Genomic DNA, 13,567 nt, shown 5'->3' with positions numbered 1-13,567 from the left:
CTCTGATCGGTTATTCAAACAACGAATTTGGCGCTTTCGGCAGCCAAAAGGGTGCACAAGATACACAGCCGCCCCCGCGCGCACAAGTCAGCCAAAACCGTAGCGAACTTGCCGCAAACGACTGAAAATCTTGCTGAAAAATGATGACACAGCATGCCAGAGCCTCCATGCGCCGGCCCCCTCCAGTCTTGCCGTTCGTCAGCCCGTATTGCGCAGACCGGCGGCGATACCCGCCACGCTCACCAACAGCGCCTGTTCCAGCGGGCTGCCGGTCTGCCCCTCGTGTTGCCGGTAGCGGGCCAGCAGTTCGACCTGCAGCAGATGCAATGGGTCCAGGTAAGTATTGCGCACGCTGAAGGCGGCACGGACCTCGGGATTGTGGCCGAGCAGACGCTCCTGCCCCGTCAGTTCGAGGACCGCATCGCGGGCTTGCGACAAAAGGCCACGTAGCTGCTGGCCCAGGGGACGCAGGCCCGGCTCTACCAGCCGCTCGTCATAGAGCCAGGCGATGGAGGCATCGGACTTGGCCAGGACCATTTCCAGCATGTCGATGCGCGTGCCGAAGAACGGCCAGTATCGGCGCATCCGCTCGAGCAGCTCGCCCTCGCCGTGCGCCAGAGCATTGCGCAGGGCCGTCTCCCAGCCCAGCCAGGCGGGGAGCATCAGGCGTGTCTGGGTCCAGGCAAAGATCCAGGGAATCGCCCGCAGGCTCTCGATCCCGCCGGCCCGCCGCTTGGCCGGACGGCTGCCCAGCGGCAGGCGGCCGAGCTCCTGCTCGGGAGTGGCCTGACGAAAATACTCGACGAACTGCGGATGCTCGCGCACCACGCCGCGATAGGCGGCCAGCCCCTCGGCGGCCAGGCGGTCCATCAGCTCGCGCCAGGCCGGCTCCGGTGCCGGCGGCGGCAGCAGGGTGGCCTCGAGGACGGCGGACAGATAGAGGTTGAGGTTCTGCACGGCGGTGTCCGGCAGACCGAACTTGAAGCGGATCATCTCGCCCTGCTCGGTGGTGCGGAAGCGCCCGGCCACCGAGCCCGGCGGCTGGGAGAGGATCGCCGCATGGGCCGGACCACCGCCGCGGCCGACGGTGCCGCCGCGACCATGGAACAGCAGCAGCTCGACACCCTGCCGCCGGCAAACCTCGACCAGGCTCTCCTGGGCACGGTACTGCGCCCAGGCGGCGGCTGTGGTGCCGCCGTCCTTGGCCGAGTCGGAGTAGCCGATCATCACCTCCTGGGGGCCGTGCAGGCGGGCGCGGTAGCCCGGCAGCAGCAGGAGCCGCTCCACCGTCGGCGCGGCGTTGTCCAGGTCGGCCAGGGTTTCGAACAGCGGCACCACGCGCATCGGCCGTGGCAGGCCGCACTCCTTGAGCAGCAGCTGCACGGCCAGCACATCGGAAGGAGCACCGGCCATGGAGATGACGTAGGAGCCCAGCGAGGCCGCTGGCGCCACTGCCACCTCGCGACAGGTGGCGAGGACCTCGGCCGTCTCCTCGGAGGCGGGAAAATGCACCGGCAGCAGCGGCCGGCGGCTGTCCAGCTCGCGTACCAGGAAGGCGGTACGGCTCTCCTCGTCCCAATCGGCGTAGCGGCCAAGCCCCAGGTATTCGGTGATCTCGCTGAGCGCCGCGGTATGCCGGGCTGCATCCTGGCGGATGTCCAGACGCACCAGGAACAGGCCGAAAGTGGCCGCCCGGCGCAGGCAGTCGAGCAGCGGACCGTCGGCGATCAGCCCCATGCCGCAGGCATGCAGCGAGCGGTAGCAGAGCTCGAGCGGCTGCAGGAGGTCGCGGTTGTTCTGCAGCACCGCCGGAGTGCGCGCGGGCTCGTCGTGCAGCGCTGCCGCGGCCCAGTCGCGGGTGGCGAGCAGGCGTTCGCGCAACTGCTTGAGCAACACCCGGTAAGGCTCGTCGACCTCGCCGACCCGGGCGCGCAGCTCGCTGCTCGCCTCCTGCATGGACAGCTCGGCGGCCAGTTGGTCGATGTCGCGCAGGTAGAGATCGGCAGCCGCCCAGCGCGCCAGCAGCAGCACCTCACGGGTAACGGCCGCGGTGACATTCGGATTGCCGTCGCGATCGCCCCCCATCCAGGAGGAGAAGCGGATCGGCGCCGCCTCCAACGGCAGGTGCAGACCGGTGGCCTCGTGCAGCGCACGGTCGACGCTGCGCAGGAAGGCCGGCACGGCCTGCCAGAGAGAGTGCTCGATCACCGAGAAACCCCATTTGGCCTCGTCCACCGGGGTCGGCCGGCTGCGGCGGATCTCGTCGGTGTGCCAGGCCTCGGCAATAAGACGGCGCAGGCGGTCGTGCACCTCTTCGCGCTCGGCCGGCAGCAGGTCGCTGTGATCCAGCACGACCAGTTCGGCGGCAATCGCCTCGTACTTGCGGATCAGGGTACGGCGTGTCACCTCGGTGGGATGGGCGGTGAGCACCAGGTCGATATCCAGCCGCCCGAGCTGGCGGGCCAATGCGTCGGCAGCATGGCCTGTGGCGAGCAGCCGGCCGAGCAGTTCGGGCAGGGCACGCATCGCGAAGGGTAGCGGCTCTTCGGGGCCGCGGCGGCGAATCTCGTGATACTGCTCGGCGATGTTGGCCAGGTTGAGGAACTGGTTGAAGGCTCGCGCCACTGGCAGCAGCTCGTCCTCCTGCAGCTCGCCCAGGGTGCGGGTCAGCTGCTCGGCGCCCTCCTCCGAGCCCAGGCGTCCCGTCTTGGCCCCCAGACGGATGCGCTCGATCTTGTCGAAGAAGACCTCGCCGCACTGGGCATGGATGTATTCGCCGAGCAGTTCGCCGAGCAGGCGGACTTCCTCGCGCAGACGAGCATCGATTTCCTCCATGACAACCTCCAGCAGCAGTTCGGGAATATCCAGCCGACCGGACCTCCGGCACCTCTCCGTGTGCCGAATCACATGCCGTAGAGTGCCCACCATGCCGATTTCTGACAAGGGGGAGCGCTGCTGAGCTAGTCTGAACTCATACCAAAGCACGACCTGTCATTGTCCGACGGGTCGCCCGGCAGCCCATGCAGCAGATGAGGTGCCTCATGAAGATCCGCGAACTGCTCCAGCACTGGGAGCGCGGCGCCAGAGGTCGTCTGACGCCCAGCCAATATCAGATCCGTCTCGATCTGGAGTCCGCCGCACGCCTTGCCGCGCTGACCGAGATGTACCCCAGACGCAGCGTCGAAGAGCTGCTCGGCGAGCTGATCGGCGCGGCCCTGGAGGAACTGGAAGCCAGCATGCCCTACGTGAAGGGCAGCCAGATCGTCTCCATCGACGAGCAGGGCGACCCGCTCTATGAGGACATCGGCCCGACACCGCGCTTTCTCGCCCTGTCGCGCCGCTACCTGCAGGAGATGAGTACACAGGGCGACGGCGCCAGCCATTGAGGATCAGGGGTCCAGCAGGCGCCGATAGAGCGCGGCCATGTCCGCCGAAAAGGCCACCAGCAGCACCTGGCGCAGGGAGCTGCCGGTCGGCCGTGGGCGACGCAGCTCGGCCACCGCGATGGCGGCCGCCTGCTCCGGCGGATAGCCGTAGATGCCGCAGCTGATCGCCGGGAAGGCGATGCTCTCCAGTCCGTGCCGTTCGGCCAGGGCCAGGCTGTTGCGGTAGCAGGCGGCGAGCAGTTCCGCTTCGCCCCGGTCACCGCCCTGCCAGACCGGGCCGACCGTGTGGATCACATAGCGCGCCGGCAGGCGGAAGCCCGGCGTCAGGCGCGCCTCGCCAGTCGGACAGCCGCCCAGCCGGCGGCAGGCGGCAAGCATCCCGGGACCGGCGGCGCGATGGATGGCGCCATCCACCCCGCCGCCACCGAGCAGGCTCGGATTGGCGGCATTGACCAGCGCATCCACCGCCAGACAGATCAAATCGCCCTGCCAGAGCAAGATTTTCATCGCTGCTCGACCTGCGGGGTTTCCTGGCCGAAGCAGCGCACCGCCTGCTTGCGCTGGTCCACCAGCACGCCGGTGAGGCCCTTCTGTTCGGTATCGAACAACACCAGCACGCCGTCGATGCACTGCGCTACCTGGGTGGCCGGCTTCAGCGAGAGCCGGTAGTCCTCGCCGGGGATGGTCTTGAGCATGGTGAACTCCGCCAGCAGCAGGGCATCTTCCGGCCTGGCCACATGCAGATAGCCGTAATAGCCGAGTGCGGCCACCGTGGCGGCGACACTGCCGACAGCGGTGAGGATCAGGTGGACGGGGTTGGTCACGCTCATCGGGAAATCTCGTCTGGAGAAGGTTCGGCCAGCCCACCCCCATTCGTGGGATCGGCGAGAAAGCGCAGCATCAGCGCCCGCCATTCCGGCTCGGCGAAGGTCTGCACATGACCGCCACGGGTCGCCTGGAAGAACCGCGGCGGGGTCGCGGCCCGATACAGGCGCAGGCCATTGGACAGGGGTACCAGCGCATCGTCGCGGCTATGGTAGATCAGTACGGGCAAGCCCTGCAGCTGCGGCATCGCCTCGACCGCGCTGTCGCCGTCCGGCACCAGCCAGGACAACGGCACCTGCAGCGGCCAGGTCAGCCAGGTGCTGCCCAGCATGTGCCGCGCCACTTCCCGGTAGCTGGCCGGCACGCCGTCGAGCACCAGCGCCGAAACCCGGGCACGACGCTCTCGCCGCTGCGCCAGGAAATGCACCGCCAGGGCGCCGCCGAGGCTCTGGCCGAGCACGGCGAGCGGTTTGCCACGCACCGCAGGCTCGGCCTCGAGCCAGGCGAAGGCCGCCTCCAGGTCGCGATACACCTCCGGCAAAGCCGGCGAGCCCTCGGAGAGACCGTAGCCGCGATAATCCAGCAGCAGCACCTGCCAGCCCCGCTCCGGCAGCCACCAGCTGCCGCCCAGATGCCAGGCGAGGTTGCCGCCGTTGCCGTGCAGATGCAGCACGGTGCCGCGCACCTCCTGCCCGGCTTTGGCCGGCAGCCACCAGGCATGCAGGCGCGTGCCGTCTTCGGCGTGCAAATAGACGTCCCGGTAGTCCAGCCCGGCTGCCCGCGGCGTGAGCGGCTGGCCGGACTCGGGATAGAACAGCAGGGAGCTGCAGCCGGTGCCGGCCAGGATCAGGCCGAGCAGGGCCAGGCGTAGCGCCCGGCTCGGATGCGCCATCAGTTGCCACCGCCGCGCACGTCCTCGCGGGCCTTGACGGTCGCCTCGTAGACCCGCTCGGCCAGTCGCGAGAACGGCAGACTCTGCAGCCATACGGAGCCGGTGCCCTTGAGGGTCGCCAAGAGAATGCCCTCGCCGCCGAACAGCATGCTCCTCAGTCCACCGGCCAGCTGGATGTCGTAGTCGATGCCCTCGCTGAAGCCCACCAGACAGCCGGTATCCAGGCGCAGGGTCTCGTCGTGCAGCTCCTTGCGGATCACCGCGCCGCCGGCATGCAGAAAGGCCAGGCCGTCGCCGGACAGCTTCTGCAGGATGAAGCCCTCGCCGCCGAAGAAGCCGGCGCCGATGCGCTTGCTGAAGGTGATACCGATCTCGGTGCCGCGGGCCGCGCAGAGGAAGCTGTCCTTCTGGCAGATCAGAGTGCCGCCGATCCGGGCGAGATCCACCGGTACCACGGTCCCCGGATAGGGCGCGGCGAAGGCCACCCGCGCCTGCCGCTTGCCGTGATTGGAGAAGTGCGTCATGAACAGCGACTCGCCGGTCAGCATGCGCTTGCCCATGCCCCACAGCTTGCCCAGCACGCCGCTCTGCGAACCGTCGCCCATGCGGGTCTCGAAGCGCACGCCTTCGGTCATGTAGTTCATCGCGCCGGCCTCGGCGATCACCGTTTCGCCGGGATCGAGGATGATCTCCACCGACTGGGCGTGGGAACCGAGGATTTCGTAGTCGAGCTGATGACTGGCCATGGAAACGGTCCTTATCGAGGCGGGAAGCCTGCAAGGATACTCCGTGAGCCTGCCGGTGGGCGCGCAGCGACATGAAGCGCCGCACGCCGCGCGCCTCAGAGGATGTTGGCGTAGTCCGCCTCGATCCGCTCCATGCTGAGGTGGTTGAGGAAGTTGGAGAAGCACATCCAGGCCGACAGGGCATTGAGGTCGCGGAACTGCTCCGGCAGGTACTTCGGCGGCACCACCAGGCCCTGGTCCACCAGCTGGCGCAGGGTGCGCATGTCCTCCAGGGTGGTCTTGCCGCAGAACAGCAGCGGGATCTGCTCCAGCTTGCCCTTGCGCACCGCCAACTGGATGTAGTTGTAGATCAGGATGAAGCCTCTGAGATACGACAGATCCTTGGTGAAGGGCATGCCGTCCGGCCGCGAACCGCGGAACACGCGGCTGACGTTGGTGTAGCTGTCCTCGTCGCTCAGCCCCTGGTCGCGGAAGAACTCGAAGATATCCAGGAAATTCGCCCCCTGCTCGGCCATGTGGATGGCGCGGGTGCGGTTGGTCAGCTTGCGCAGGCGACTGGGATAGGAGGCGAAGGCGATCACCTCCATCAGGATCGCCAGGCCCTCCTGGGTCACCGTGGAGGACGGCGGGCCCTTGGCCAGGAAGGTGCAGATCGGCTGGCTCAGCCCGTTGAGCGTGGTGGCCACGTGGACCAGCCCCTCGTGCACCTCCAGGGCGCGCACGTCGCGTGCGTTGAACAGCGCGTCGCTGCGGATCTTGATGTAGTCGGCCCCGGCCGCGGCGTCGGCGACGATGCCGTCGGACTCGAACACACGAACCGTGCCCTCGTGCTCGCCGAACACCCGATTCAGGCGCTCCTGGAGCATCTGCACGGCAACGCCGGCATTGAGGGTCTTGGGCTCGTCCTTGAGATCGCCGCGATCGGCGATCTGGTTGAGGTAGTCGGAGAGCATCAGGCCCAGATCGGCCAGGGTCGGGTCGCCGGCATGGAAGGCATCCGAGGCGGCACCGTAGAGCTCCTCGGAAATCAGCCCGAAGTCCGGGGTGCCGCGCGCCTCGAGCATGCGGATGACCATGCGGTATTCCTTGCACATGCGCCGCATGATCTGCCCGACCGGACTGAACTGACCGAGCTGGCGGGTGATATCCCGCTCGATACCTTGAAATTCCTGCTTTTTCGCCACCGAATCGAAGGATAGCGGGCGACTCTCATAGTAGGTCCGATCCACCGGCGGCAACTGGCGGCAACCGGCGGCGAAGAAGCGCTGACGCACCTCGTCGTCCCATTTCACCGCATCCAGCACACGGATCGGCATCTGTGCCTCGACCAGGCGGTCGGAAAGACTGCGGATGATCTGCTGGTACTCGTACTGCTGCTTGCGTCTGCTCATCGAGCTCTCACTGGCCGACGCGCCGATAGCGCGCCACTTCGCTGAAAACATCGGAATTGGCAGGATCGTCCAGGTAGGCGAAGACCCTGTCCAGCGGGCTGAGAACGCGCACCCCGGGACCCTGGGCGGTGGCAAGCGGCTTGCCGGCCAGCGCGCCTTGCTCCAGTGCCTGGCGGATCCGTGCCGGCTCCAGGTTGTAGAGCACCAGCTCGTTCTGCGCCGTCAGCTCGAAACCGAGGATGAGGAAACCGCCGCCGAGGTCGTCCGGCAGCCCGGCGGAAAGATACCAGCGCCGGCCATGGCGGGCCACGCTGAATTCGGCCTGCGGCGGACTCTGCCCGTCATCGGCCCCCTCCAGGTATTGCCGGGCACGATAGCGACCGGGGCCGGCCTGGCGGATCTCCAGGGCCAGTTGCTCGCCCCATTCGTTACGCCGACTCCATTCTCCGAGCAGGGGAATGGGGGCCGCTTCGCCGGGGGCGATCCGCTCGGTGAAGCTTACCAGGCAGCCGGCGAGCAAAAGGCAGGACAGCAGGAGGACCGGAAGACGCCAGGCTTGCATAACGCTTTCCTCCGCCAGGAAGGGCCGCCCCGATGTCCGCCAGCGGGACGGCCACCTTGTCAGAGCCCGAGGACCAGGTACATGTAGCGGCTCAGAATGGCCAGCATCTCCTCGTCATCCAGGCGCCCCGCGCCTTCGAGCAGGCCCTGGTACTCCATGCGCCCGATGATCCCGGTCAGCACGCTGGCATCCTGCTCCGGATGCTGCGAACCGAGCACCTGGAAAAACTGGATGGCCCCCTGCTGCAGGATCCGCCGATGGGAACGGGCCAGTTCATGCAGGCGCGGATTGATCAGCGCCTCCTGCTGGAAGGCCTGTTCGGCGACCAGTTCGTCGCGCCGAAAGTGCAACTGGTGACGTACATAGCCGACCGCCAGCCGAGCGATCTCCTCCGCCAGCTGGCGGCGCGAGTCGCCGCTGTCGTCCAGGCGGTCGGCCTGCTCCAGCAGGAGCCCCTGGGTACGCTCCCAGAAGCCGGCCATGTAGGCCGCGCTGCGCTCGACGAACAACGCAAAGGTATCCGTGAGCAGATCGTCGATGTCCTTGAAGTAGTAGGTGGTCGCCGACAGCGGCACGCCGGCCTCGGCGGCCACCGCCCGGTGGCGCACGGCACGCACGCCGTCACGGATGATGATGCGCATGGCTGCGTCGAGAATCGCCTGACGGCGCTGCTCGCTGCCGCGCCGGCTGGTCTTTCGACCTTGATACTGGACACTGTGGGCAACAGCGCTGGCCACGCGGGCGGCACTGTTCAACGGAAGGAACTGGGTCAAGACGGGCATCCTTTTCCAACTAAGACCTGTGCCCATTGTTAGGGCTTTCTGCGCCAGAAGCAATCCATGCTGGCACTTTGATTCCAAAGTATGCGACCGATGGGGCGAATGCTCCACCAACGACAAGGCCCGCAGCAGGGTGCGGGCCTTGTCGACAAGCGGCTGCACAGCCGCCAGGTCAGACTTCCGGACGCATGTGCGGGAAGAGGATCACGTCGCGGATCGACGGCGAATCGGTCAGCAGCATCACCAGGCGGTCGATGCCGATGCCCTCGCCGGCGGTCGGCGGCATGCCGTATTCCAGGGCGCGCACGAAGTCGGCATCGAAGTGCATGGCCTCGTCGTCGCCGGCGTCCTTGTCCCTGACCTGCTGCATGAAGCGCTCGGCCTGGTCCTCTGCGTCGTTCAGCTCGGAGTAGGCGTTGGCGATCTCGCGGCCGCCGATGAACAGCTCGAAGCGGTCGGTGACGCTCGGGTCATCGTCGCTGCGCCGGGCCAGCGGCGAGACCTCGAAAGGATAGCGGGTGATGAAGGTCGGCTGCTCCAGGCGGTGCTCGACCAGTTCCTCGAAGATCATCGTCTGCAGCTTGCCCAGGCCCTCGAAGCCCTTGACATCGGCACCGGCCTGCCTGGCGATGGTGCGGCATTTCTCGATGTCGCGCAGGTCCTCGGCGGCGATTTCCGGGTTGTAATGGAGGATCGAGTCGAACACCGACAGGCGGGCGAAGGGCTCGCCAAAGTGGAACACCTTGCCCTGGTAGGGCACGTCGGTGGTTCCCAGCACCAGCTGCGCCAGCTCGCGGAACAGCTGCTCGGTGAGGTCCATGTTGTCCTCGTAGTCGGCGTAGGCCTGGTAGAACTCGAGCATGGTGAACTCGGGGTTGTGGCGGGTCGAGACGCCTTCATTGCGGAAGTTGCGGTTGATCTCGAAGATCCGCTCGAAGCCGCCGACCACCAGGCGCTTGAGGTAGAGCTCGGGCGCGATGCGCAGGAACATCGGCAGGTCCAGCGCGTTGTGGTGGGTCTGGAAGGGCTTGGCCGCGGCGCCGCCGGGGATGACCTGCAACATCGGGGTTTCCACTTCGAGGAAGTCGCGCTCGGCGAGGAATTTGCGGATGTGGGCGATGATCTGCGAGCGCACGCGGAAGGTGTGGCGGGTTTCCTCGTTGACCATCAGGTCGACGTAGCGCTGGCGGTAGCGCTGCTCGGTGTCGGTCAGGCCGTGGTGCTTGTCGGGCAGCGGGCGCAGCGACTTGGTCAGCAGGCGTACCGAGGTCATGTGCACGTAGAGGTCGCCCTTGCCGGAGCGCGCCAGAGTGCCCTCGGCGGCGATGATGTCGCCCAGGTCCCAGTGCTTGACGGCCTCCAGGGTGTCGGCCGGCAGCCCCTTGCGGTCGACGTAGACCTGGATGCGCCCGCTCATGTCCTGGATGACCATGAAGGCGCCGCGATTGAGCATGATGCGCCCGGCCACCCTGACCGGAATCGCCGCCGCTTCCAGCTCCTCCTTGCTCGCCTCGGCGTAGCGCTTCTGCAAGTCGGCGCAGTAGCTGTCGCGGCGGAAATCGTTGGGGAAGGCGTTGCCCTTCGCGCGCTCGGCGGCAAGCTTTTCCTTGCGCAGGGCGATCAGCTTGTTTTCTTCCTCGTGGAGGGCATGCTGGTTCAGCGGTTGTTCGCTCATGGTCGTCTGTTTCCATCACTGATTCGTTCCCTCTCCCCTGGGGAGAGGGTTAGGGAGAGGGGTGGCGCCGGAGCTGGTGCCAGCCCCTCACCCCCGCCCTCTCCTGCGCGGAGAGGGAGTCAAAGGCATCGAAGGCCCCGCAGGGCTGCCAGGCATCGCGGGCGCGGCGCGTTACAGGCCCTGCTTGAGGCTGGCCTCGATGAAGTCGTCGAGATCGCCGTCCAGCACCGCATCGCAGTTGCTGTTCTCGATGCCGGTGCGCAGATCCTTGATCCGCGACTGGTCGAGCACGTAGGAGCGGATCTGGTGACCCCAGCCGATGTCCGACTTGGTGTCTTCCAGAGCCTGGGCCGCAGCGTTGCGCTTTTGCACCTCCAGCTCGTAGAGCTTGGCGCGCAGCATCTTCATCGCGCGATCCTTGTTGGCGTGCTGGGAGCGCTCGTTTTGGCAGCTCACCACGGTGTTGGTCGGCAGGTGGGTGATGCGCACCGCCGAGTCGGTGGTGTTCACGTGCTGGCCGCCGGCGCCGGAGGAGCGGTAGGTGTCGATGCGCAGATCGGCGGGATTGATGTCGATCTCGATGTTGTCGTCGATCTCCGGCGAAGCGAACACCGCGGAGAAGGAGGTATGGCGACGGTTGCCGGAGTCGAACGGGCTCTTGCGCACCAGACGGTGCACGCCGATCTCGGTACGCAGCCAGCCGAAGGCGTATTCGCCCTTGATATGCACGGTCGCGCTCTTGATGCCGGCGACCTCACCTTCCGACAGCTCGACGATCTCGGTGTCGAAACCGTGCTTGTCGGCCCAGCGCAGGTACATGCGCAGCAGCATGTTGGCCCAGTCCTGTGCCTCGGTGCCGCCGGAGCCGGCCTGGATGTCGAGATAGGCGTTCTTGGCGTCCATTTCGCCGCTGAACATGCGGCGGAATTCCAGCTTCTCGAGAGTCTCGCGCAGCCGCTCGACCTCGGCGGCGACGTCGTTCACCGCGCCTTCGTCGTTTTCCTCGACGGCCATGTCCAGGAGATCGCGAGAATCGGCCAGACCGCCGGCGAGTTCGTCCAGGGTCTCCACGGCCTGCGCCAGCTGGGCGCGTTCGCGCCCCAGGTTCTGCGCATATTCCGGATTGTTCCAGATGTTCGGGTCTTCCAGCTCGCGCTCGACCTCGGTCAGACGATCACGCTTGTGATCGTAGTCAAAGATACCCCCGAATGGTCTGGGTACGTTCGGACAGGTCCTTGATGCTGTTGAGGATCGGGTTGATTTCCATGGTGGGCAGCACTCGCGGTCGGACGGTACGAAAAGCCGGGGAGTATAACGCAGCGGGCCGTACCTGACAGCCCGCGCGTCCGCACGCCGTGCCGCGCAGCCGGGCTCAGGCGGCCCGGGCCTGAGCCTCCAGCTCCGCCTTGAGTTGCGGGTCGAGCCTCAACTGCCGGGCCAGCTCGTCGAGGTAGGCACGCTCCATGTACTGCTCCTCGTCGACCGCCAGAAGACTGGCGAGATAGATCTCGGCAGCCAGCTCGGGCGTGTCGGCGGCCCGGGCCACATCGGCCGGGTCCAGCGGCCTGTTCAACTCGCCGTGCAGCCAGTGCTTCAGCTCGTCGTCCTCGGCGACCTTGACCAACTCGGTTTCGATCAGCTGGCGCTCGTGCTCGTCCACGTGCCCGTCGGCCTTGGCCGCGGCGACCAGCGCCTTGAGCACCGCCTGGCTGTGTCCCTCGGCCTTCTCCGGCGGCAGGCGGTCGAGGGTCTGCGGCTCGCGCCGGAGAGCGCCGGCCTGCTGGGCCTGCCAGTTGCTGAAGGCCTTGTAGGCCAGCATCCCGAGGGCAGCGAGGCCGCCGTAGGCCATGGCATTGCCGCCCAACCTGCCGATCCGTCGCTTGCCGAGCAGCAGGCCCAGGGCTCCGGCCGCCAGCGCGCCTTTGCCCCCGCCCCCCGTAAGGCCACCCAGAGCGCCGCCGCCGGCACCGCCGAGGATGTCACCGAGTACACCACCACCAGCCCCGCTGCCGGGCATTGACTGCCCCTGACGGCGAAAGCCCTGGGCGGACCTGAGAAGTTGGTCGAGCAATCCGCTGGTGTTCATCGCGCAGTCTCCTCTGGTCGAAAGGCGAGGCCGGCGCAGTCAGTCGAGTTCGCCGGCCTCGCGGAACGGCGTGTCGCGATGCGCGGCCCGCACGTATTGCGCCGGCCAGGGCACCGTCTTGTCGCCGAGAAAGTCCGCTGCATGCAGCGGCCAGTAGGGGTCGCGCAGCAGCTCGCGGGCCAGCAGGATCAGGTCGGCCTGACCAGTGCGCAGGATGTGCTCGGCCTGCGCTGCCTCGGTGATCATGCCCACCGCGCCGGTGGCGATTTCCGCCTCGCGGCGCACCTGCTCGGCAAAGCGGGTCTGGTAGCCCGGGCCGACGGGGATTTCCGCCGCCGCCGCGGTGCCGCCGGAGGACACGTCGATCAGGTCGACGCCCAGCGCCTTCAGGCGCCGGGCCAGCTCCACCGTCTCCTCCGGGTTCCAGCCCTCCTCCACCCAGTCAGTGGCCGACAGGCGGACGAACAGCGGCAGGTTCTCGGGCCACACCGCGCGCACCGTCTCGGTCACCTCCAGCAGCAGGCGGATGCGGTTGTCGAAGCTGCCGCCATACTGGTCCCGACGCTGATTGGACAACGGCGAGAGAAATTGATGCAGCAGATAGCCGTGGGCGGCATGCACCTCGGCGACCTTGAAGCCGGCGGCCAGGGCACGCTCGGCGGCACGCACGAAGGCCTGGATGACCCCGCCGATGCCCTTCTCGTCAAGGACCTGGGGTACCGCGTGGCGGGGATCGAAGGGGATCGCCGAAGGGCCGACCGGAGTCCAGCCGCCCTCCGCGGGCGGCACGCTGCCCGGCCGGCCCAGCCAGGGCTGCCAGACGCCCGCCTTGCGGCCGGCATGGGCCAGCTGGACACCGGCCAGCGAGCCTTGGGCCTCGATGAAGGCGGTGATACGGCGCAGCGGCTCGATCTGCTCGTCGCACCAGAGGCCGAGATCCTGAGGGGAGATCCGCCCCTCGGCCGTGACCGCGGTGGCCTCGGCGATCACCAGCCCGGCCCCGCCCACCGCGCGGCTGCCCAGGTGCACCAGATGCCAGTCGTTGGCCAGCCCGTCACGGGCCGAGTACTGGCACATCGGCGATACCACGATGCGATTGGGCAAGGTCAGCTGACGCAGGGTAAAGGGCTCGAACAGCAGGCTCATGACAACACTCCGGTCCTAACGAATGGTCGACACTTCAACTCTAGACGGGAGGAAAGCCGGCATCGGTGGAATATGGCAA

The 13,567-nt window shown here is 67.2% G+C and carries 13 protein-coding genes; 1 reads left to right on the top strand and 12 read right to left on the bottom strand.

What is annotated here, in order from left to right; genetic code table 11:
- Positions 1-198: 198 nt before the first annotated feature.
- Complete coding sequence (ppc, locus tag GCU53_RS18705) at positions 199-2,835, bottom strand: phosphoenolpyruvate carboxylase (RefSeq protein WP_152388939.1); 2,637 nt, start codon at positions 2,833-2,835, stop codon at positions 199-201.
- 206 nt (positions 2,836-3,041) lie between these two features.
- On the opposite strand from ppc, the gene GCU53_RS18700 reads away from it, so the two are divergent.
- Positions 3,042-3,386, top strand: coding sequence for a pilin assembly protein (locus GCU53_RS18700; protein WP_152388938.1), 345 nt, complete (start codon positions 3,042-3,044; stop codon positions 3,384-3,386).
- Positions 3,387-3,389: 3 nt separating this feature from the next.
- Here the strand turns inward: GCU53_RS18700 and GCU53_RS18695 are convergent, their stop codons facing one another.
- From GCU53_RS18695 to GCU53_RS18645, 11 genes are all read right to left on the bottom strand, one after another.
- Complete coding sequence (locus tag GCU53_RS18695) at positions 3,390-3,893, bottom strand: O-acetyl-ADP-ribose deacetylase (RefSeq protein ID WP_152388937.1); 504 nt, start codon at positions 3,891-3,893, stop codon at positions 3,390-3,392.
- Positions 3,890-4,216, bottom strand: a complete 327-nt coding sequence (locus GCU53_RS18690; RefSeq protein WP_152388936.1) for a PA3694 family proteiin — start codon at positions 4,214-4,216, stop codon at positions 3,890-3,892. The genes GCU53_RS18695 and GCU53_RS18690 overlap by 4 nt, the downstream gene beginning before the upstream one ends.
- Positions 4,213-5,103, bottom strand: coding sequence for an alpha/beta hydrolase (locus GCU53_RS18685; protein ID WP_152388935.1), 891 nt, complete (start codon positions 5,101-5,103; stop codon positions 4,213-4,215). Before GCU53_RS18685 ends, GCU53_RS18690 begins: the two co-directional genes overlap by 4 nt.
- Positions 5,103-5,849 carry a TIGR00266 family protein gene (locus tag GCU53_RS18680; RefSeq protein ID WP_152388934.1) on the bottom strand — a complete coding sequence of 249 codons (747 nt, stop codon included), beginning with the start codon at positions 5,847-5,849 and terminating at the stop codon, positions 5,103-5,105. The genes GCU53_RS18685 and GCU53_RS18680 overlap by 1 nt, the downstream gene beginning before the upstream one ends.
- 95 nt (positions 5,850-5,944) lie before the next feature.
- On the bottom strand, positions 5,945-7,240 hold the full coding sequence (locus GCU53_RS18675; protein ID WP_152388933.1) for a flavohemoglobin expression-modulating QEGLA motif protein: 1,296 nt from the start codon (positions 7,238-7,240) through the stop codon (positions 5,945-5,947).
- Between the two features lie 7 nt (positions 7,241-7,247).
- Positions 7,248-7,802 (bottom strand): hypothetical protein, encoded by a 555-nt coding sequence (locus GCU53_RS18670; RefSeq protein ID WP_152388932.1) that lies wholly within the window; start codon positions 7,800-7,802, stop codon positions 7,248-7,250.
- Positions 7,803-7,861: 59 nt separating this feature from the next.
- Positions 7,862-8,584: a TetR/AcrR family transcriptional regulator gene (locus tag GCU53_RS18665; protein ID WP_167520087.1), complete on the bottom strand. Its 723-nt coding sequence runs from the start codon at positions 8,582-8,584 to the stop codon at positions 7,862-7,864.
- A 169-nt stretch (positions 8,585-8,753) separates the two neighbouring features.
- Positions 8,754-10,256: a lysine--tRNA ligase gene (gene lysS, locus GCU53_RS18660; protein WP_152388930.1), complete on the bottom strand. Its 1,503-nt coding sequence runs from the start codon at positions 10,254-10,256 to the stop codon at positions 8,754-8,756.
- A gap of 171 nt (positions 10,257-10,427) precedes the next feature.
- Positions 10,428-11,523 (bottom strand): peptide chain release factor 2 gene (gene prfB, locus GCU53_RS18655; protein WP_152388929.1). Its coding sequence is split into 2 segments (ribosomal slippage): positions 10,428-11,450 and positions 11,452-11,523, totalling 1,095 coding nucleotides; the frame shifts between segments, so codons are not numbered across the junction.
- 105 nt (positions 11,524-11,628) lie between these two features.
- Positions 11,629-12,342, bottom strand: a complete 714-nt coding sequence (locus tag GCU53_RS18650) for a tellurite resistance TerB family protein (protein ID WP_152388928.1) — start codon at positions 12,340-12,342, stop codon at positions 11,629-11,631.
- Between the two features lie 39 nt (positions 12,343-12,381).
- Positions 12,382-13,488, bottom strand: a complete 1,107-nt coding sequence (locus tag GCU53_RS18645; protein ID WP_152388927.1) for an NADH:flavin oxidoreductase/NADH oxidase — start codon at positions 13,486-13,488, stop codon at positions 12,382-12,384.
- Positions 13,489-13,567: the final 79 nt, after the last annotated feature.

Source organism: Azotobacter salinestris, from assembly GCF_009363155.1.
Lineage (GTDB): Bacteria > Pseudomonadota > Gammaproteobacteria > Pseudomonadales > Pseudomonadaceae > Azotobacter > Azotobacter salinestris.
This window is presented reverse-complemented; position numbering and strand designations above follow the sequence as displayed.